Source organism: Sulfitobacter sp. PM12, from assembly GCF_045586035.1.
GTDB classification, from domain to species: Bacteria; Pseudomonadota; Alphaproteobacteria; order Rhodobacterales; family Rhodobacteraceae; genus Sulfitobacter; species Sulfitobacter pontiacus.
Genome location: NZ_CP151529.1, coordinates 1294014 through 1313248, shown reverse-complemented (window position 1 = coordinate 1313248; position 19235 = coordinate 1294014). Strand labels below are relative to the sequence as shown.

Annotated in this window: 16 protein-coding genes and 1 tRNA gene; 5 read left to right on the top strand and 12 right to left on the bottom strand. The window is 62.0% G+C overall.

The window, feature by feature from the left end; all coding sequences use genetic code 11:
* Positions 1–17: 17 nt before the first annotated feature.
* The 5 genes from AADW22_RS06240 to AADW22_RS06220 form a co-directional block, all read right to left on the bottom strand.
* Positions 18–962: an alpha/beta hydrolase gene (locus tag AADW22_RS06240; protein ID WP_243251563.1), complete on the bottom strand. Its 945-nt coding sequence runs from the start codon at positions 960–962 to the stop codon at positions 18–20.
* Positions 959–2836, bottom strand: a complete 1878-nt coding sequence (locus tag AADW22_RS06235) for an acyl-CoA synthetase (protein WP_009826457.1) — start codon at positions 2834–2836, stop codon at positions 959–961. Before AADW22_RS06235 ends, AADW22_RS06240 begins: the two co-directional genes overlap by 4 nt.
* Positions 2837–3054: 218 nt before the next feature.
* Positions 3055–3486 (bottom strand): peptidoglycan-binding protein LysM, encoded by a 432-nt coding sequence (gene lysM, locus AADW22_RS06230; RefSeq protein WP_037943733.1) that lies wholly within the window; start codon positions 3484–3486, stop codon positions 3055–3057.
* Positions 3487–3553: 67 nt separating this feature from the next.
* Positions 3554–5353 carry an ABC transporter transmembrane domain-containing protein gene (locus tag AADW22_RS06225; RefSeq protein WP_407474490.1) on the bottom strand — a complete coding sequence of 600 codons (1800 nt, stop codon included), beginning with the start codon at positions 5351–5353 and terminating at the stop codon, positions 3554–3556.
* Positions 5354–5489: 136 nt separating this feature from the next.
* Positions 5490–5563 (bottom strand) — tRNA-Gly (locus AADW22_RS06220).
* 155 nt (positions 5564–5718) lie between these two features.
* Between AADW22_RS06220 and AADW22_RS06215 the strand changes: the two genes are divergently transcribed.
* Complete coding sequence (locus tag AADW22_RS06215; RefSeq protein WP_407474489.1) at positions 5719–7233, top strand: malonate--CoA ligase; 1515 nt, start codon at positions 5719–5721, stop codon at positions 7231–7233.
* Here the strand turns inward: AADW22_RS06215 and AADW22_RS06210 are convergent, their stop codons facing one another.
* From AADW22_RS06210 to AADW22_RS06195, 4 genes are all read right to left on the bottom strand, one after another.
* Positions 7234–7845 carry a hypothetical protein gene (locus AADW22_RS06210; RefSeq protein WP_407474488.1) on the bottom strand — a complete coding sequence of 204 codons (612 nt, stop codon included), beginning with the start codon at positions 7843–7845 and terminating at the stop codon, positions 7234–7236.
* On the bottom strand, positions 7842–10082 hold the full coding sequence (locus AADW22_RS06205; RefSeq protein WP_407474487.1) for a xanthine dehydrogenase family protein molybdopterin-binding subunit: 2241 nt from the start codon (positions 10080–10082) through the stop codon (positions 7842–7844). Before AADW22_RS06205 ends, AADW22_RS06210 begins: the two co-directional genes overlap by 4 nt.
* A gap of 1 nt (position 10083) precedes the next feature.
* On the bottom strand, positions 10084–10542 hold the full coding sequence (locus AADW22_RS06200) for a (2Fe-2S)-binding protein (RefSeq protein WP_407474486.1): 459 nt from the start codon (positions 10540–10542) through the stop codon (positions 10084–10086).
* A 176-nt stretch (positions 10543–10718) separates the two neighbouring features.
* Complete coding sequence (locus AADW22_RS06195; RefSeq protein ID WP_005852224.1) at positions 10719–11831, bottom strand: S-(hydroxymethyl)glutathione dehydrogenase/class III alcohol dehydrogenase; 1113 nt, start codon at positions 11829–11831, stop codon at positions 10719–10721.
* 234 nt (positions 11832–12065) lie between these two features.
* Between AADW22_RS06195 and pcaC the strand changes: the two genes are divergently transcribed.
* Genes pcaC through AADW22_RS06175 form a run of 4 tightly spaced genes read left to right on the top strand, consistent with a single transcriptional unit; the run spans position 12066 to position 14611 of the window.
* Entirely contained in the window at positions 12066–12446 is a 381-nt protein-coding gene (gene pcaC, locus AADW22_RS06190) for a 4-carboxymuconolactone decarboxylase (RefSeq protein ID WP_039912245.1), read from the top strand.
* A complete protein-coding gene (gene pcaH / locus AADW22_RS06185; protein ID WP_037943727.1) occupies positions 12443–13174 on the top strand; it encodes a protocatechuate 3,4-dioxygenase subunit beta in 732 nt (243 codons plus the stop codon). Before pcaC ends, pcaH begins: the two co-directional genes overlap by 4 nt.
* A complete protein-coding gene (gene pcaG, locus AADW22_RS06180; protein ID WP_221227849.1) occupies positions 13174–13779 on the top strand; it encodes a protocatechuate 3,4-dioxygenase subunit alpha in 606 nt (201 codons plus the stop codon). Before pcaH ends, pcaG begins: the two co-directional genes overlap by 1 nt.
* On the top strand, positions 13772–14611 hold the full coding sequence (locus AADW22_RS06175; RefSeq protein ID WP_407474485.1) for a 3-keto-5-aminohexanoate cleavage protein: 840 nt from the start codon (positions 13772–13774) through the stop codon (positions 14609–14611). The genes pcaG and AADW22_RS06175 overlap by 8 nt, the downstream gene beginning before the upstream one ends.
* Before the next feature lie 43 nt (positions 14612–14654).
* Here AADW22_RS06175 and AADW22_RS06170 read toward each other — a convergent pair whose 3' ends face one another.
* Genes AADW22_RS06170 through AADW22_RS06160 form a run of 3 tightly spaced genes read right to left on the bottom strand, consistent with a single transcriptional unit; the run spans position 14655 to position 19206 of the window.
* Positions 14655–16955, bottom strand: a complete 2301-nt coding sequence (locus AADW22_RS06170) for a sulfatase-like hydrolase/transferase (RefSeq protein WP_407474484.1) — start codon at positions 16953–16955, stop codon at positions 14655–14657.
* Positions 16952–17761 carry a hypothetical protein gene (locus tag AADW22_RS06165; RefSeq protein ID WP_407474483.1) on the bottom strand — a complete coding sequence of 270 codons (810 nt, stop codon included), beginning with the start codon at positions 17759–17761 and terminating at the stop codon, positions 16952–16954. The genes AADW22_RS06170 and AADW22_RS06165 overlap by 4 nt, the downstream gene beginning before the upstream one ends.
* Complete coding sequence (locus AADW22_RS06160; protein ID WP_407474482.1) at positions 17761–19206, bottom strand: hypothetical protein; 1446 nt, start codon at positions 19204–19206, stop codon at positions 17761–17763. The genes AADW22_RS06165 and AADW22_RS06160 overlap by 1 nt, the downstream gene beginning before the upstream one ends.
* Between the last annotated feature and the right edge of the window lie 29 nt (positions 19207–19235).

The following is a 19235-nucleotide window of genomic DNA, read 5'->3' as shown; positions in this document are numbered from 1 at the left end:
TAGGCCGTGCTAGTTTCTCAGGCCGTGCTGATCGCAGGCCACTGCCCTGCCCCGACAGCGCCGATCGCCGCTGTCACTTGATCAAAGAACGCCGCCGCCTTGCGTGACATCACCCGCGCGCGCAGACAGCCGTGGACAAGGCCCGCGGCCTCGTGCCAATGGGCCTGCCCGCCTGCCCCGTTGATCGCGGCGGCATAGGCTTCCCCGTCGCTCGACAGCGGGTCACAGGCGACCGTGAGTATCACCGTGGGCGGCAGGTCGGTAAAGTCGGTATCGTGCAGCGGGGCGTAGCGTGGATCGTCCACAGGCGGCACCCCACCGGATCGCACCTGCTGGTAAAACTCCATATCCGCAACCGTCAACTGCGGCGCGTTGGCGTGGGTGATATAGCTGCCCTTGCTGCGATCTCCGCCCAGTCCGGGATAGATCAGAACCTGACCCGCTATGCGCCCGTCATGAGATCCTCGCGCGGTTTGGGCGACGGCGGCAGCAAGATTGCCGCCCGCACTGTCCCCCGCCAATACAATCCCGCCGTCATATGCGGCTGCAATCGCCTGAAACGCTGCCCATGCGTCGTTGAAGCAAGCGGGAAAGACGGCCTCGGGGGCGAGCGCGTAGTCGACAGAGATCACACGGTAGCCGGTCGCGGCGCAAATTTCGGCGCAGACATCATCGTGACTGTCGAGCCCGCCAACAACAAACCCGCCGCCGTGATAGTAGACGACCGTGATCGCGGATGTGTCGGCCTCGTAAACGCGACATGGGACGCCGCCGAAGGCCACGTCCCATGTGCGGACCCCATCAGGGTGGGGTTGGTGAAAAGCAGCGCACATCCGGTTATAGACAGCGCGCTGCTGGTCGATGGTGAGTGACACCGCGTCCGGTGGATAGAAACTGTCCGAGCGGTCCATATAGGCCCAGATTTCCTCATCCAGTAGAACGCGGTAGTCGGGTTGGATCACGCGGCCTCCCAACCGAAGGTAAAGACGTCCAGCGATGCGCCGACATCAGCCTCGCTTGCGCCATTCATGGCGATTTGCGCAACCAGACCGCGTTTCTTGTCATCGGTGACAGAGGCAACACGCGCGGGCAGACCGGCGGCTTCCAACGTCTCGTCATAGACGCGCGTGATCGCGTTTTTGCGCAGGTCGGGCTTGAAGATCTTGCCGACGGCGGTTTTGGGCAGCTCGCTCATGATGGTCATATGCTTGGGCTGCGCCGCGCGTTCCTGCACGTGCTCTTTGCAGAACTCAAGCAGTTCGGCTTCGGTGATCGACGCACCTGCGACCAGTTCGACAAAGGCGCAAGGTACCTCGCCCGCGTGGGCATCGGGCTGGCCGATGGCACCGGCAAAGGCGACCGCCTCGTGACCCAGAAGCGCCTCTTCGATCTCGGCGGGGTCGATGTTGTGACCGCCACGGATGATCAGGTCTTTGGCGCGGCCTGTGATCCAGAGGTATTTGTCGCTGTCAATACGGCCCAGATCCCCTGTGCGCAGGTGCGTGCCCTGATAGTAGAGATCCTTGTTCTTGTCGGCTTCGGTATAGGTGTTGCCCGCATAGACGCCGGGGTTCGAGATACAGATCTCGCCGATCTCGTCGACCTCTGCCTCGACCAGCCCGTCGCTGGTGCTTTTGACGATCTTCACATCCGTATAGGGGAAGGTGATCCCGATACTGCCTACCTTGCGCACCCCGTCCGTCGGGTTCGACGACACAAGGCAGGTCGCCTCTGTCAGGCCGTAGCCTTCGATCAGCGTGATGCCGGTAGCCTTTTCAAAGCGCCGGAACAGTTCCAGCGGCAAGGGTGCCGAGCCGGAGAAGGCGGTTTTCACGGTCGAGATATCAGCGTTGATCGGGCGCTGCATCTTGGCGGAAATCGCCGTAGGGACAGTGATGATGAAAGTGATTTTCCAGCGCTCGACCAGTTTCCAGAAGTTGTCGAACACCCCGTCCCCGCGATAGCCCTGAGGCGTCGGGAAGACCACATGCGCACCGGATTTCACCGCCGCCATAAGGATCACGTGGCAGGCGAAAACGTGGAACAACGGCAGCGGACACATGATGTTGTCGTTTTCCGTATACAGCAGCGTGTGCCCAAGCCAGCCGTTGTAGACCATGCCCGAATACTTGTGCTGCGCCACTTTCGGCATGCCCGTTGTCCCGCCGGTGTGGAAGTAGAAGGCGACGCGATCCTCTTGCGGATCGTCGAATGTCAGCTCGGCCGGTTGCTTTGCGATTTCGGAATTGAAGTTCTTGTAGGTCGCTTGATTGGTGACCTTCAGCTTCGGACGGATCAGCGGCACGATCCACGACTTTGGCGCGGTCAGATAGCGGCACAGGTCGACTTCGAGCACGGTCGTGACATTCGGTGCCAGCTTGACCGCCTCGGCGGTTTTCTCGGCCACATCCGTCTTGGGGAAAGGCCGCAGGGTCACAACGACCTTGGCATTGGTTTCACGCAGGATCGATCCGATCTGCTCTGCCTCGAGCAGCGGATTGATGGGGTTTGCGATCCCTGCGACGGCACCGCCCAGAAGCGTGATGACCGTCTCGTTACAGTTTGGAAGGACATAGGCGACCACATCGGTCGGCCCCACACCCAGCGACCGGAACAGATTGGCCGCACGGCCCACCTGCCCCCGCAGCTGCGACCAGCTTAGGGTTTCCGCGTGATCTTTCGGCCCAGAGAAAATCTGGTAGCTGATCGCGTCGTGGCTTGGAAACTTTCCGGCGGTTTCGCTCAACATGCTCCAAAGTGTTTTGGGCACGTCGCGGTCAGCCCACGGCATTTCTGCTTCGATTGCGTTACGGTCTTCTACACCGGCAAATGACATTATGTTCCTCCCTTAGTGGTGCGGTTTGCCCGCATCCCGTTATTCCCTGTTGTCAAAGATGATTGCTAATTTCAGCTTTCGCAAGCATTTGCAGGCGCTCAAACGCTGCGTTCAAGCCCACTGACCCAACGGAAGGCTCGAAAAAGAGCGGCAGACGCTGCCTGCCGCTCTCTTTTATGGGGTAAAAGCACGTGGCGCACCCCTTATGTGTGGTGCGTTTACTTGGCAGGAATACGCAGCATCTGACCGGGATAGATTTTATCGGGGTGGGTCAGCATGGGTTTATTCGCTTCAAAGATTTCTTCATAGCGCGCGCCATTGCCAAGGGTCTTGGCCGCGATAGCCCAAAGCGTGTCGCCCTTTTCAACGGTGTGGAAGGTGCCGTCCCCCTCGCCGCCGTCCATGTCTTCTTCAACCGCGGCAACGCCTTCGACGTTCCCCACGGCCAGAATGACCTTTTCTTTCATCTCTTGGCTCGCCGCCTTGCCCGAAACCTTGACCTTGTCGCCTTCGACAGAAATATCGAGCCCTTCGGCGTCAAGCCCGAGGTCTTTCAATTCATCCTGAAGCGCGGCTCCGGTGACTTCGGTATCATCACCGCCGCCAAACACTTTCTTGCCGGCGTCTTTTACGAAACTCCACAAACCCATGTTGTTCTCCTTCTGGATCCATTCGGGTGTGATTGTTTCCATTTAACCGTAAAATTCACAAGGTTTTTTATACGTCCGCTAGACCATCGGTGAATTGCAGCCGCGCCAGGCGCGCATAGAGCCCCCCTTTGGTGACCAGCTCGTCATGGGTGCCCATATCGACGATCCGCCCTGCTTCCAGCACGACAATGCGGTCGGCCTTTTTCACCGTCGCCAGACGGTGCGCGACGATCAGGGTGGTGCGGTCCGCGCTCAACCGATCCACGGCGGCCTGCACGGCGCGTTCGCTTTCTGCATCCAAGGCGCTTGTGGCTTCGTCGAGCAGCAGCACCGGCGCGTCGCGCAGGATGGCGCGGGCGATGGCGATACGCTGCTTTTGCCCGCCCGACAGCATCACCCCGCGTTCACCCAAATAGCTGTCGTAGCCGTCGGGCAATGCGCTGATGAACCCGTGGGCGGCGGCGGCGTCGGCCGCGGCGTCAATCTCGGCGTCTGTGGCGTCGGGGCGGCCAAAGCGGATGTTCTCGCGGGCAGAGGCGGCGAAAATCACCGGGTCTTGCGGCACCAAGGCGACCGACCGGCGGAAGGCCGCACGCGAGACATCCCGCAGATCGACCCCGTCAAGGGTGATCCGCCCCGAAGCAGGATCATAGAACCGCAGAATCAACTGGATGATCGTGGTTTTGCCTGCACCCGAGGGCCCGACGAACGCGACCGTTTCACCGGGGTTGATCGACAGGTTGACCCCGTCCAGTGCCTGCACATCGGGTCGTGCGGGGTATCTGAAATGCACGTCTTCAAAGGCAATCCGACCGGCGACAGGGCTGGGCAAGGCGATGGCCGCAGCGGGGTCTTGCACGGTGTCTTCGGTCCGCAACAGCTCTACCAGACGTTCGGTGGCACCGGCGGCGCGTTGAAGTTCACCCCAGATCTCGGACAGCGCCGCGACCCCGCCTGCCACCATCACGGCATAGATCACGAATTGCACCAAGGCACCGGGGGTCATCTGGTCGGCACGCACATCCCGCGCGCCCATCCACAAAACGCCCACGACGCCGGCAAATACCAGAAAAATCACAATAATCGTCATCAGCGCGCGGGTCTTGATCCGACGCTGCGCCGCGTCATAGGACGCTTCGGTCATCTGTGCGAATTGCGACTGGCTGGCGGCCTCGTTGGTAAAGGCCTGCACGGTCTGCACCGCGCCCAAACTCTCGGACGCATTGCCCGAGCTTGCCGCGATCCAGTCCTGATTTTCACGGCTCAGCACCCGCAAGCGCCGCCCCAGAACAAGGATCGGCACAATTACCGCTGGTACGATCAACAACACCATCGCCGTCAGCTTGGCCGAGGTGAACAACATCAGCACCAACCCACCGGTCACGATCAGCATATTGCGCAGCGCGATAGACACGGACGACCCGATCACCGACAGGATCAACGTGGTGTCCGTGGTGATCCGGCTCAGCACCTCGCCGGTCATCAGGTTCTCGTAGAACGCCGGGCTCATCGAGATCACGCGATCGAACACCGCCTTGCGGATATCGGCAACGACCCGTTCGCCAAAGCGCGTCACCAGCGCATAGCGCAGCCCCGTGCCCACAGCCAGAAGGGCCGCGATGATCAGGGCGGCAACGAAGTACTGGTCCAGCAGTTCGGCCTCTCCGGTGCCGAAGTTATCGATCACGCGGCGCACGGCCAGCGGCAGCGTCAAAGAGATCATCGCCGTGAGCACCAGCGCCAGAATGGCCGCGATCATCAGCCCGCGATAGGGCGCAAGAAACGGCAGCAGCGCGCGCAGGGCCCCCAACTCACGCGATTTTTCGCGTTCTTCGGTGCCGGGGCCGGGCGTCGGGGTACGTGCCATGAGATATCCTTTGGAGTGCTGCCGTGTCATCGCCCGCACATCGCGCGGGGTCAAGGGCTGCACCCCTAGGGCGCTTGCGACAAAAGCGCATTGATCCAGCGCAAATAGCCAAAATCAAAAGGATGTCGGTAAGGAGTGGAGCGGGCGGCGGGAATCGAACCCGCGTCTTCTGCGTGGAAGGCAGAGGTCTTACCATTACACAACGCCCGCGCTACGGGAGGAGGGGTAAGTCATACGCTGCGGGTCGTCAAGGCCGTCTGCACGCGCGAAATGCAGCAAAGATCAAAATGCGCCATTTGCCGCCCTTTACCTGGCCCTGCCGATGGCGCAAATTCCGCGCTACCAAAGGTCAGAAGGAGACGACGATGCCCAACCCGCTTTACGACGCTTTATTCGGTCGCCACATCGGGCAAAACACGCCGTTTCTGATCCTGCCGGACGGGCGCACCATCACCCATGACCAATTCATCCGCTCTGCCGCGCGCTATGCCAATGCGTTTTCGGACAAGGGGCTGACAGCGGGCGACCGTGTCGCGGTGCAGGTCGGCAAATCGCCGGATGCGCTGGCGCTTTATGCCGCTTGCGTGCAGGCAGGGCTGGTGTTCTTACCGCTCAACCCCGGCTACACAGCATCCGAGGTGGATTATTTCGTCGGCAACTCGGGCGCGCGGCTGCTGGTTTGCGATCCTGCAGATGTTCCCGAACTCACGCCGGTCGCTGCCGCCGCCGGTGCTGCGGTAGAGACGATGGACAACACCGGCCGTGGCACGCTGCGCGATCTGGCAGCCACCCTGCCCGACACCTTCGATACCGTCGACCGCGGGGCCGAGGATCTGGCCGCCTTCCTCTATACCTCGGGCACCACGGGCCGATCAAAAGGCGCGATGCTGAGCCAGCGCAACCTGCTGAGCAACGCCGAAACGCTGGTTGATGTCTGGCAATTCACCAAGGCCGATGTGCTGCTCCATGCGCTGCCGATTTTCCACACACACGGGCTGTTCGTGGCGACCAATATCATGCTGCTTAGCGGTGGCGCGATGGTGTTCCTGCCCAAGCTCGATATCGATCAGCTGATCCGTTTCATGCCGCAGGCCACCGCGTTGATGGGCGTGCCGACCTTCTACACCCGTTTGCTGAGCTCTGATGACTTCACCGCCGGGTTGACGGCGCATATGCGTCTGTTCATCTCGGGCTCTGCCCCCTTGCTGGCCGAAACGCACAAGCAGTTCGAGGAACGCACAGGCCACCGTATTCTGGAACGCTACGGGATGACGGAAACCAATATGAACACCTCGAACCCCTATGACGGGCCGCGGCGCGGCGGCACTGTCGGCACACCCCTGCCGGGGGTCGAGCTCAAGATTTGCGACCCCGATACCGGCGAAACCCTACCACAGGGAGAGATCGGCGTCGTCGAGGTCCGCGGGCCGAATGTTTTCCAAGGCTATTGGCAGATGCCCGAAAAAACCGCCGCTGAACTGCGTGCGGACGGGTTCTTTATCACCGGCGATCTGGGGCTGATTGACGAAGACGGCTATGTGCAGATCGTCGGGCGCGGCAAGGATCTGATCATATCCGGCGGCTATAACATCTATCCCAAAGAGGTCGAACAGGTGCTGGACGATCAACCCGGCGTGCTGGAAAGCGCCGTGATCGGCGTGGCTCATGGGGATCTGGGCGAGGCACCGGTTGGTGTGCTGGTCGCCGATGGCAGCCGTGATCTGGACCTGGAGGCGCTGTCGCAGACCGTCGCGCAATCGCTGGCGCGGTTCAAATGTCCGCGCAAGCTGGTGGTGGTTGATGCCCTGCCCCGCAATACGATGGGCAAGGTGCAAAAGAACCTGCTGCGCGAAACCTATGCTGATCTGTTCAAGGGCTGACTACGGGTGCGGGTCGCCCACACAGGGCGTGCCGCCTGCCACCCAGATCGCCAGCGCCTCCTGCATCTCGGGGATGCTACCGGGGGCCGCCGCGCGCCCTGCGCCGGGGTCAAAGCCCCATGCCACAAAGGCCGACGTTCGCAGGTGATCGGAGAGGTCTTCGGGCGCAAAGGCACCGTTGCTGTCGGGGTCACGCAGTTGTGCGCATATCTCGGCGCTGGTCTTGCCTTTCCAGGCCATTTCAATCGGGGGAAGCCGCCATGCGTCCGCAATCATCGGTGGCGCGTGGGGGACGGTATTTTCTGAAGCGGCGCTGATGTGACAAGTGCGGCAGGGCATCGTCTCGGCCCCGATGCGGCTTTCATCGGCAAGGATGTTCATGCCGTGCACGGGCGCTTGGTCGGCAGCCTCCTCGTGGCCCAACCCTTCCCAGAGCGGCACGCCAGCGGGGCCCACGTGGCAATTGGTACAGCGCGGATGCGACACGACCGTGTGGATATCATCCCACGCCGCCAGCGCCGCTGCGCGATCGGGTGCTTCTTGCGCAAAAGCACCGCCCGCGCAGACCAGCGCTATGATCCCGCCGATGATCACCCCGCGAAGGGAGATCATACAAAGTCGATCGACTTGGACAGCGGCAGTTCGCGGATACGCTGCCCCGTTGCGGCAAAGATCGCATTGGCCAAAGCAGGTGCGGCGGGGGGGACGGCGGGTTCACCGATGCCCCTGATCTTGTCGCCATTCTCAAGCCCGCGCACCATGATCAAAGGCGTCTGGTGCAGGCGCATCCCTTCGTAGGCGTGGTAGTTATCCTGCTCTGCCACGCCGTCGCGATAGGTCAGCTCGCAGTTCATCGCGTGGCCCAGGCCAAAGATCACACCGCCTTGCAACTGCGCCTCAAAGTTCACGGGGTCCAGCACGCGGCCCACATCGGCGGCGACAAACACCTTGTCGATACGGATGCCGTCGGGGGTGTTGGTGACCTCGACCACCTCGGCCACGGGCACGCCAAAGGCCAGCGTAAACGCCAGCCCCCGCCCCCGGTTCGGCCCCAGATCGCTGCCCCATTCCGACATCTCGCCCACGGCCTCCAGCACCTTGCGCGATGCGTCGTGCCAGCACAGGCGCAGCCGCTCTTGCAACGGGTCGACCCCCGCGGCGTGGCACATCTCATCCATGAAGCTTTCGTGCATGAACCCGTTGCCCGACGCCCCGACCGACCGCCAAGAGCTGATGGGCACCATCGCAGGCGTGCGGTAGCCGGTGACGCGGTAGTTGGGGATCTGGAACGGCTGGTCCCACGCCCCCGCGACAATCGCCACATCAGGGCCGAAGGCGGGCTGGTTCAACCTTGCGAGCGAGGATTCAGCGACCGAGGGGGCCGCGATCGCCAGATCAAACGCTGCGATACCGGCATCCGCCACAGCACCGCGCCCGCGCGCAATGGCCAGCGGGCGGGGGAAATCATGGGTGAAGTCTTCCTCGCGTTGCCAGATCATCTTGATCGGCGAGTCAGGCATCTGCATCGCGATCTCGACCGCTTGGGCGATATAATCATCCTCAAGGCGCCGGCCAAAGCTGCCACCGGACATCAGCACATGCACGTGGATGTCATCCCCGTCCAACCCCGTCAGCCGCGCCATATTCGCCTTGACGAAACGGGGGATTTGCGTGCCGGTCCAGATGTCCAGCCGCCCCTCGGTCAGCTTGACCACGACGCTCATCGGTTCCATCGGCGCATGGGCCAGATAGGGGATGCGGTATTCCGCCTCGACGACCGAGGCATCTTGCAACGCCTCTTCTACATCGCCTTCATCCTTGAACCGGCTGTCGCGGTGACCGTCGGTGAAAGAGGCCGCCACAGCGGCAAACTGGTCGGCGCTGTCACCGATATAGGGCGACGGGCCCCAGTCACATTCAACTGCCTGAGCCGCCTGAAACGCGCGCCATGTGTTATCCGCCACCACAGCGATGCCGCCGGTGATAGGCAAGACCGCGCTGACCCCGCGCATCTGGCGTGCGGCCTCGGCGTCAAACCCGTTCAGCCCGCCGCCAATCGCCGGATTGGTGCGGGTCGTGGCGATCACCATACCGTCCATCTGCATGTCGATGCCGTAGATCTGCCGACCGGTGGATTTCGCCACGATGTCGGTCCGCTTCTGCGGCTTGGTCAGATAGCGCCATTCCGACGGATCACGCAGGGTGACATCCTGTACCGGCTCGATCTCGGCGGCGATGCTGGCAAGGTCGATGTATTCGATCTTCAACCCATCGGGCAGCACGATGCAGCCGTTCTCTGTCCCCAGTTGGTCGCGCGGCAGGCCGGTCTGCTTCATCGCGGCCTTGATCAGCGTCTCGCGTGCGACGGCACCGGCCATGCGCAGGCGATCATACATATCAGGCACGGTGGACGAGCCGCCGGTGATATGCAGCCCCATCAGCTTGCCCATGACATCGACCGCACCGCGCCCGCCGCGTGCCAGCATCGTGTCAGAGGTCGCGGCAATCGGCAGCGCCTCTGCCCCGACAACGCCGTTGTAGTAAATCGCATCCGCCGGACCGGGCGACAGCTTGGCGCTGCGTGGGTCAATGTCGAGCTCTTCGGCGATCATATGCGCCTGCATCGACCACGCGCCCTGCCCCACATCCGCGCGCGGCGTGATCAGCGTGATCCCTTGAGCGTCGATCTTGACGTAGGGGGTGATCGCGGTTTCGCCGGGTTTCAACCCGTCGAGCAGCGGGTTCTCGCCCTCGCGTTTGTAAAGATAGGTGCCAAAGACGACGCCGCCTGCGACAGCGGCAGAGCCGATCAGGAAGCTGCGGCGGGCAATTGTTTTCACACGTCCCATATCACACCGCCTTCAGCTTGATCGCGGCGGATTTCACCGCCTCGCGAATACGGGGATAGGTGCCGCAACGACACAGGTTCCCGCTCATCGCGGCGTCAATCTGGTCATCCGTAGGGGTCGGGTTCAGCTCAAGAACAGAGGCCGCCTGCATGATCTGCCCCGATTGGCAGTAGCCGCATTGCGCGACCTGCAGGTCGATCCAGGCCTCCTGCACCGCATGGCGCACCGCCGGAGAGCCCAATCCTTCGATGGTGGTAATCTCGCCCTCGACATCGCCCGCAGCCAACTGGCACGACCGGACCGCGATCCCGTCCATATGCACGGTGCAGGCCCCGCATTGCGCGATCCCGCAGCCGTATTTCGGGCCGGTGATCCCCAGAACGTCGCGCAAGACCCAGAGCATGGGCATGTCTTCCTCGACGTCCACATCATGGGTCACGCCATTTACTGTAAGTTTCATGCCTTGTCTCCCGACGTTCACTCTATAAATACCAGCGGGATCGGGGTGGTAAACCCAATCTGTCCCGCATCCCTTCGTGCCCTCACGTCAAAACATCGTGTCACGAGGGGTTTCAGAAAACATAAAACGCCGCCCCCGTGAGGACGGCGTTTGTCGCAAGTTTTACGAATGCGCGCTTAGAATTCAACGACGGCGCGAATGGATTCACCTTTGTGCATCAATTCGAACCCTTCGTTGATCTGGTCCAGCGTCAGCTTGTGGGTGATCATCGGGTCGATCTCGATCTTGCCGTTCATGTACCAATCCACGATCTTGGGCACATCGGTGCGGCCCTTGGCCCCGCCGAATGCCGTGCCTTTCCAGACGCGCCCCGTGACCAGCTGGAACGGACGGGTCGAGATTTCGGCCCCCGCCGGTGCGACGCCGATAATGATCGACTCCCCCCAGCCCTTATGCGCGGCTTCAAGCGCCTGCCGCATGACCTTGGTATTGCCTGTGGCATCAAAGGTGTAATCCGCGCCGCCTTTGGTCAGCTCGACCAGATGCGCGACCATATCGCCCTCGACCTTGGTGGGGTTCACAAAGTCGGTCATGCCGAAGTAGCGGCCTGTCTCTTCCTTGTCGTCGTTCAGATCGACGCCGACGATCTGGTCGGCCCCCGCCATGCGCAGGCCCTGAATGACGTTCAGCCCGATGCCGCCCAAGCCAAAGACCACGCAGCGCGCGCCGATCTCTACCTTGGCGGTGTTGATCACCGCGCCGATACCCGTGGTCACACCGCAGCCGATATAGCAGATTTTATCAAAGGGCGCGTCCTTGCGGACCTTGGCAAGGGCAATTTCAGGGATGACCGTGTGATTGGCGAAGGTCGAACAGCCCATGTAGTGGTGGATCGGCGTGCCATCCATCATCGAGAACCGCGTGGTGCCATCGGGCAGCAGCCCCTGACCTTGGGTCACGCGGATCGCCTGACAGAGGTTGGTTTTACCCGATAGGCAATATTCACACTCGCGGCATTCGGGCGTGTAAAGCGGGATCACGTGATCGCCGACCTCGAGCGTGGTGACGCCCTCGCCGACCTCAAGCACGACGCCTGCGCCCTCGTGGCCCAGAATGGCCGGGAAAATCCCTTCGGGGTCGTCGCCCGAACGGGTGAATTCATCGGTGTGGCACAGGCCGGTGGCCTTGATTTCGATCAGGACTTCACCCCGCTTGGGGCCTTCGAGATTTACGTCCATCACTTCAAGCGGTTGACCTGCGGCAACGGCGACGGCGGCGCGTGTTTTCATCATAGGAAGGGTCCTTTTGCTGTTTCGGCCAAAAGGACGAAAAAGCGCTGCGATGTCAAGGTCAGGGGGATGCCGGACAGGCATAAGGGGGCGCTGCCCCCGGCACCGCTTTGCGGCCCCTCCCCCGGGATTTTCATCCATTTGGAAGGGCGGATATGCGTTTGCGCGCCGCGTGTTTTTCCTGTCCAATCGGCAGCGCGACAATGAACACCCACCGTGACCGAGGAGAAGAACATGGCCGACCGAACCGAGATCGGTATGACCACCCGCCGCGCCGTTTTGGGCGATGCCCATGTGGACCGCGCTGAAGCCGCCAAGACCGAGCTGGACGCGCCGTTCCAAAGTCTGATCACCGAAGCGGCCTGGGGCACCGTCTGGGCCAGCGACAAGATCAGCCGCCGCGAACGGTCGATGCTGACGCTGGCACTGCTGGCGGCGACCGGCAATTTCGAGGAAATCCCCATGCACATCCGCGCCACCGCCAATACCGGTGCCAGCAAATCCGATGTGATCGAAGCGTTCCAGCATGTTGCCATTTACGCGGGGGTGCCAAAGGCGAACCATGCGCTTAAACTCGCCAAACAGACCTATCAGGAAATGGAAGCCGTCGAATGACCGATCAGAACGGAGCGTTCTTTCACCGTGACCGCAGCTGGCACCCGCCCGCGCTGGCACCGGCCTATAAGACATCGGTGGTGCGGTCGCCGCAAAAGGCGCTGATCTCGATGAATACCACGCTGAGCGAGCAGACCGGCCCGGTCTTTGGCCACAACATGCTGGGGGCGTTGGATAATGACCTGATCCTCAACTACGCCGCCGAGGGCGAGATGGCGATTGGCCAGCGGATCATCGTGCATGGTCGTGTGCTCGACCAGAACGGGCGCGGTGTGCCTGGCGTGTTGCTCGAATTCTGGCAAGCCAATGCGGGGGGGCGCTATCGCCACAAGAAAGAGGGATATCTTGCCCCGCTCGACCCCAATTTTGGCGGATGTGGCCGCACTGTGACCGATGAGAACGGCGGCTATAGCCTGCGCACGGTCAAACCCGGTGCCTACCCCTGGCCCAATGGGGTGAATGACTGGCGCCCTGCGCATATCCATTTTTCCGTTTTCGGACAGGGTTTTGCGCAGCGCTTGATCACGCAGATGTATTTTGAAGGTGACCCGCTGATCTGGAAATGCCCCATCGTGCAGACGATCCCGTCGCGCGCCGCGGTAGAGCAGTTGATCGCGCCGTTGGATATGGACAATACCGTGCCTATGGATGCGCGGGCCTATAAATTCGACATCGTACTCAGGGGCCGCCGGTCCACCATGTTTGAAAACCGGATGGAGGGGAACTGATGCAAGAGCTGGCCCAGTTGAAAGAAAGCCCGTCGCAGACCGCAGGGCCCTATGTGCATATCGGCTGCGTGCCGAATTTCTGCGACATCACCGGCGTCTACCCCGAGGATCTGGGCGCGCATATGGTCAATGCCGAGACCAAAGGCGAACGGATCACGGTGAAGGGCACGATCTATGATGGCACCGGCACGCCGCTGAAAGACGCGCTGGTCGAGATCTGGCAGGCCGATGCGGCGGGGCTTTATCCGGGCAATGACCCCCGCGGGGCCGCCGATCCGAACTTTACCGGATGGGGCCGCAAGGCGGGCGATTATGACACCGGCGAATGGCAGTTCGACACCATCCGCCCCGGTGCCGTGCCCTTTCCCGACGGGCGTATGATGGCCCCGCATATCAGCTTGTGGATCGTCGCGCGCGGGATCAATATCGGCTTGAATACACGCATGTATTTTCCCGATGCCGATAACAGCGCCGACCCGCTGCTGACCCGTATTGAACATCAAAACCGCGTTGCGACCCTGATCGCGGAGAGAGAAACCGATGGCGTCTATCGGTTTGATATTTACCTTCAGGGCGAGAAAGAAACAGTGTTCCTAGATGTCTGATCCATGCATTCTTTGCGTTGCCATCACCGGCAGCGTACCGACCAAAGCCGCCAACCCCGCCGTACCCGTCACGATCACCGAGCAGATTGAAAGCACCCACGAAGCCTTTGAAGCCGGGGCGAGCATCTGCCACGCCCATGTGCGCAATGAAGACGAGACGCCCTCCTCTGACCCAGAGAAATTCGCGCGGTTGAAAGAGGGGCTGGAGAAACACTGCCCCGGGATGATCATCCAGTTCTCGACCGGCGGGCGGTCAGGTGCGGGCAAGGCGCGCGGCGGCATGCTGTCACTGCGGCCCGATATGGCCTCGCTGTCGGTGGGGTCGAACAACTTTCCCACCCGCGTCTACGAGAACCCGCCGGATCTGGTGGATTGGCTGGCGTCCGAAATGCGCGCCCATGAGGTTGTGCCCGAGATCGAGGCCTTCGACCTGAGCCACATCCTGCAGGCGATCCAGCATCACAAGGACGGCAAGCTGTTCGGCCGGCTTTATGTGCAATTCGTCATGGGGGTGAAAAACGCCATGCCAGCGGATAAAGCGGATAAAGAGGTTTTTGACTTCTACGTCGCGCAGTTGAAAGCCCGCGCGCCCGAGGCCGCGTGGTGTGCCGCAGGGATCGGGCCGAACCAGATCGTCGTGAACGAATGGGCGATTGCAGCGGGCGGTCACACGCGGGCCGGCCTGGAAGACAACGTGCGTCTGGACCGTAACACGCTCGCCCCATCCAACGCGGCGCTGATCAAACGCGCCGCGGATCTATGCGAGAAATACGAACGCCCCGTGGCGACCTGGCAGCAGGCGCGCGACATTCTGGGGCTGCGCAGCGCCTAAGGCATCCGCTGTCGCCCCGGGCTTTCGGCGGGCGACAGCACTTTCATCGGCTTTGCTGGATTTGCGACTGTAATTGACTGGCGCTGACGGCGGCGTTGATCCGCACGACGGCGACGCCGAGCCTCAGTTCCGCACCACGGCCTTCGTCGATTGTGATGGTCGGTGCGGCCGGCCAGTCGGATAGGTCGAGCGTATAGTCGTCCTCCCATCCGGTAAGTGTCGTCACGCCGCCATAAGCCACGTGGAAGGTCGCACGCCCTTTGCCGGGTTCAATCGTGTTGTGCCCGCTGCCGATATAGAACGTATCATCCCCGCCTGCGGATTTCACGCGGTTACGGCCGGGGCCAGTGTGGATTTCGGACCCGCCTTCGCCATCGGAAATATCGTCATTGCCCGGCCCGCCGTAGATCTTGCTGCGCCCTGCCCCGCCACGGATCACGTCGTTGCCCGCGCCCCCGTCGAGGATGTCGCGCCCATTGCCGCCGATCAGCGTGTCATTGCCCGCGCCGCCGTAGAACAGGTGCACATCCTTGCCGCGCCCTGATTTGGCGATCAACATATCGTCGCCGGCACCGCCATAGAAGGTCGCGCCCGCGTATTTTGCACCGATCATCACATCGGCCCCGCGGCTCCCCTGGACATTCACCGCGACTCTTTCGGAGGTTTCGAAGTTCATCGGGGTATCGGGATGCGCCACAACCGCAATGGGCTTGCCCTTCGATGGGTCTTGCTCTTCCCGGGCGACGACAGTGGCGATGCGGATATTCTCGATATAGGCGGGCATGTGCAGCACATAGTCATCTGGCCCCGCCATATACCACAACGTATCATTGCCGCCGTCTTCATCTTCCGAAATCTTTTCGGCATTGGCCCCATAGGCCCAATAATCATTATCCGCCGTGCCCCCCGCCAGCACCACAGAGCCGTCCAGCGCCATCATCGCATTGACCCCGCGCTGCGGGTTCTCGAACCCGCGCAGGTCAAGCCCGAGGTCCAGCGCATTATCCACCATCGTCCGGCGCAACACGTCGAGCGGGGCCGTTTCCACGATATTCGTCGTCTCGCCGGGGTCGGCGACCAGATCATAGATATGCTCTTCGCCGTTGGGGTAGCGGAAGTAGCGGTATTGGCTCAGATCGGGATCGGCGGCGCGCACCGATAGCGTGCCGAAAACGCTCGTCACCGGAGACTTGCTGTCGTCATACGATCCGAAACTGTCATCGATCAGCGGGAGCAGGCTTTGGCCCGACGTCCAGTCGGGACGGTATGGCAGCCCCGACAAGTCCATGATCGTCTTGGGCACATTATGCAGCGACACGGGCATCTCGACCACGCGGCCCTGCGTCATGCCTGCGTGCCAGACCCCCAGCGGCACATGGGCGGCGCTGTCCCACTGGCTCATCTTGTGGAAACTGTCGTGGGTGCCAAGGTTGAACCCATTGTCTGACAGCAACAGGACGGTGGTATTTTCCGCCAGCTCCGAGCCGCGCAAGGCGTCCATGAAGCGCCCGATTTCCGCATCCACATGGCTGATGGCCGCGAAATAGGCGCGTACAACCTGTCGCCACGCATGATCGCCCGCCTTCTCCGGGGTCCAGGGACCGTTGGCGATATAGGCCGCCTCGTAGACGGCCATGCCCTCCTGCGGGCCAAAGTAATCTTCCGGCGCGGCAGAATTGGGCCAGACAATCCGGTCGGGATCATACTGCTGATAGAATCGGTCGGGGCATTGCAGGTTGTAATGCGGGTGCTTGAAGCCCAGCTGGATCAGGTGCCGCCGCGCAGGGTCGGCCCGATCCAGATAGTCGATTGCGTTCTGCGCCACCCTATTGTCGTAGAAGCGGTCATCCTGGCTGCCATCGTCATCGGGATGGTTCACGCCCGCGATCCCCGGCCCCTTGTCGAGGTATTTCTTGACCTTGGATCGCCGCCCCGCATCCTTTGCCTCAGGCTGTTCATGAAAGAGGATACGCGCATATTCATGGGGCATGGGTTTGTAGTTGCTGTCGACCTTGCCCGTCGTGAACGTACGGAACCCGTTGCGGCGCAGATCGTATTGCCAGCCCGCCGTTGGCGGCAAGATATCGCGCCAAAACCGGTTGAGATCGACCAGCCCCGTGCGAAACGGTGACAACCCCGTCGCCAGTTCCGCCCGGCACGGCGCACAAAGCGGCACGGTGGCATAGGCATTGGAAAACCGCGTCCCCTCGGACATGAAGCGGTCGATATTGGGCGTGCTGATCTGCAGCCCGAAGGCCGTTCGCCACGTGAAAATATCGATCATGTCATCGATCCAGATGACACAGATATTGCCGCCAGCGGTGTCGGATCTGGTAAAGCTCATGCGCGCTCCCCTGTGTTTCGGGGCGCTTCGGCATAGCGGCAAGCGCGCGCGACCTGTTCAAGGGCGGCGGGCGTGCTGGCACCGTGATCAAGCCAGATCAGCACGTCATGCACCACCGATGTGCCCAAGGTCTTGAGGATCCCCTTGCGGTGGGACCGGCAGCCGATGAACAGATCAGCCACACTGTTCAACTCTGCCGCCAGTTCAGCGCTTGGTCGGGTGCTCTTCTGCGGGATTGGAAACACATCCCCGACCGGTGCGGCGGTCAGGTGCAACTGCCCTTGGTCAAAACCTGCCAGCACCCAATAGTCCTTACCCGGTGCGGGGATGGAAACCTCAACCATACCCGCATCATCCCGCCAGATCAGCCGGCCCTCGCTTTCGCTGAGAAACAGGTAGTTGTCGCTGGCGTCGGGGTTCACCGTCAGGAGGCTACGCGCCTCTGCGTCGGGCGAAGTGACGCGGATGGCAAGGCAGAAGCAGTCCTGCTCGACCAGTGCCGCATCAACGACAAAGCCGCAATTCACCCCGCGCGTGAATGCCACCCCGTCCCCTTCCAGCAGCGTGCCATTGTCGTCATTCGGATCGACAGGGCGCGCGGGCGAGCCAAGTCCGTTCTCGGCGGCCCATTGGGTAATCGCCTTTTGCGCATTGAAGGTCATGGCTGGGGCATGGGCATGGTACCAGACCGCCTGCGCATCATTGGGGTGACAGGCGTCCACGACGCTGGCCTGCGCTGCGTCATCGCGCAACAAGGCACCTTCGGGCAGGTCGATATCGACATAAAGGGGCGTAAAATCTTGCATCAGTGCACCGGCAGCGCGGCTGGCAGCGCCCAACGGTGTAACATCTCTCCGGTCCGGCTGGCATAGCAGAACCCGTCGCGCAGCGCCCCGCGATTGGCGGGCATCCCGTCGTCGCTGGGTGCGGCCCCGATAGCGTAACACAGCGTCAGCCCCTCCCCCGTCGGAGGCTTGTCACAGGTGATCAGCAGATCGTTACGGTCTTTGGCATCAACCTGCACGCTGGTAATCTTGGCACCGGCGCGATCCCCTTCCAGGCGGAAACCACAGGCACCACCGGCATTCAGCGGGTCGGCGGCATCCAGCACAAAGGGGCCCATCCCCTCCCCGCGGCAACGGATCACGCTGGGGTTGTCGGGCTCACGCTCTGCCAGCAGAAGAACGGGACAGTTCCACGGTTGGTCGCTGTTGCGCGCCTCGATCGCGCAGGCCTCCATCTCGGCCATTTGCAGCCGCGCGATATCTGTGGGCCGGCCAAATTCATCCAGCGCGAACATATAGCCCGGTGCCGCGTAGACGTGATCGTGCCCGCCCTTGTTCCATGCCAAATCCCACTGCGCGCGCAGCACGTCCGAGTCCGATACATCCCGCGTCCCTGCATCAAAGACAGCCGTAAACAGCGGCTTGCGCAGTCCGTGGTCGGCGAAGATATCCGTGATACGGCGCATCAGCGCGTGCATCGCGGCGCACCATTCGGGCCCCGTGCTCAGAACATCTTCGAGCGTGAAATCAAGCCCCACAGACAGGACCTTGGCCGGTTTACCCAATGCGCGCGCGGCGGCACAAAGGTTGGCGACAGTCTGATGAAAGCTGGTAAGGGCGGCCCCGTCGATCAACGCGCTGATGCTGGCGCTGCTGTCGGTTTCGGTGCGCGCATAAAGCAGTGGCAGGGCCCGGTGCTCCGCGTGCCTGCGACGCAGAATTTCGTCGGCGATCAGGCTGTCGCGGGTCTGTTCGGTCAGGCGCTGCATCAGGTCAGTGGGTGCCAGCGTTTCTGTCCCCGCAGCCCCAGCGGGCCCCAGGTCATCACCGGTGGTCACGACATGGTAGGGGAAGGACAGTGTTTCATCCACAGTCACCGCCCGCCGCGTGCCCCCGATGGCCAGAACACCAAAGACCGCACCCGACGTGTCGGCGATAATGTCAGGCGCGCTGGCGTCCGGGGCAGCGGTGATCTTGCGCCGGAATTGCCGCGTGCCTTGGGCACCGGGCAGGTTCGCGTCAAACACGTACCATTCCCCCTGCTCTCGAAGGTTCCACGCATCGACATCGCCCAACACAGCCGCATCGACGGGCAGCGTCTGCGCTCCGGCAGGCAGGCGACGATGGATATCCGCGATCACGCTGTCCGAGAGGTTCAGGCGCAGGCCCGTTTCGTCAAAGCCGATCACGTCGCCGTTCTTTGCCCGAAGAAGGACACCGCGTTTACTGGGGGCGTGGTCTGGCATTTGATACGTTCCTATTGGCGGGTCGGGCG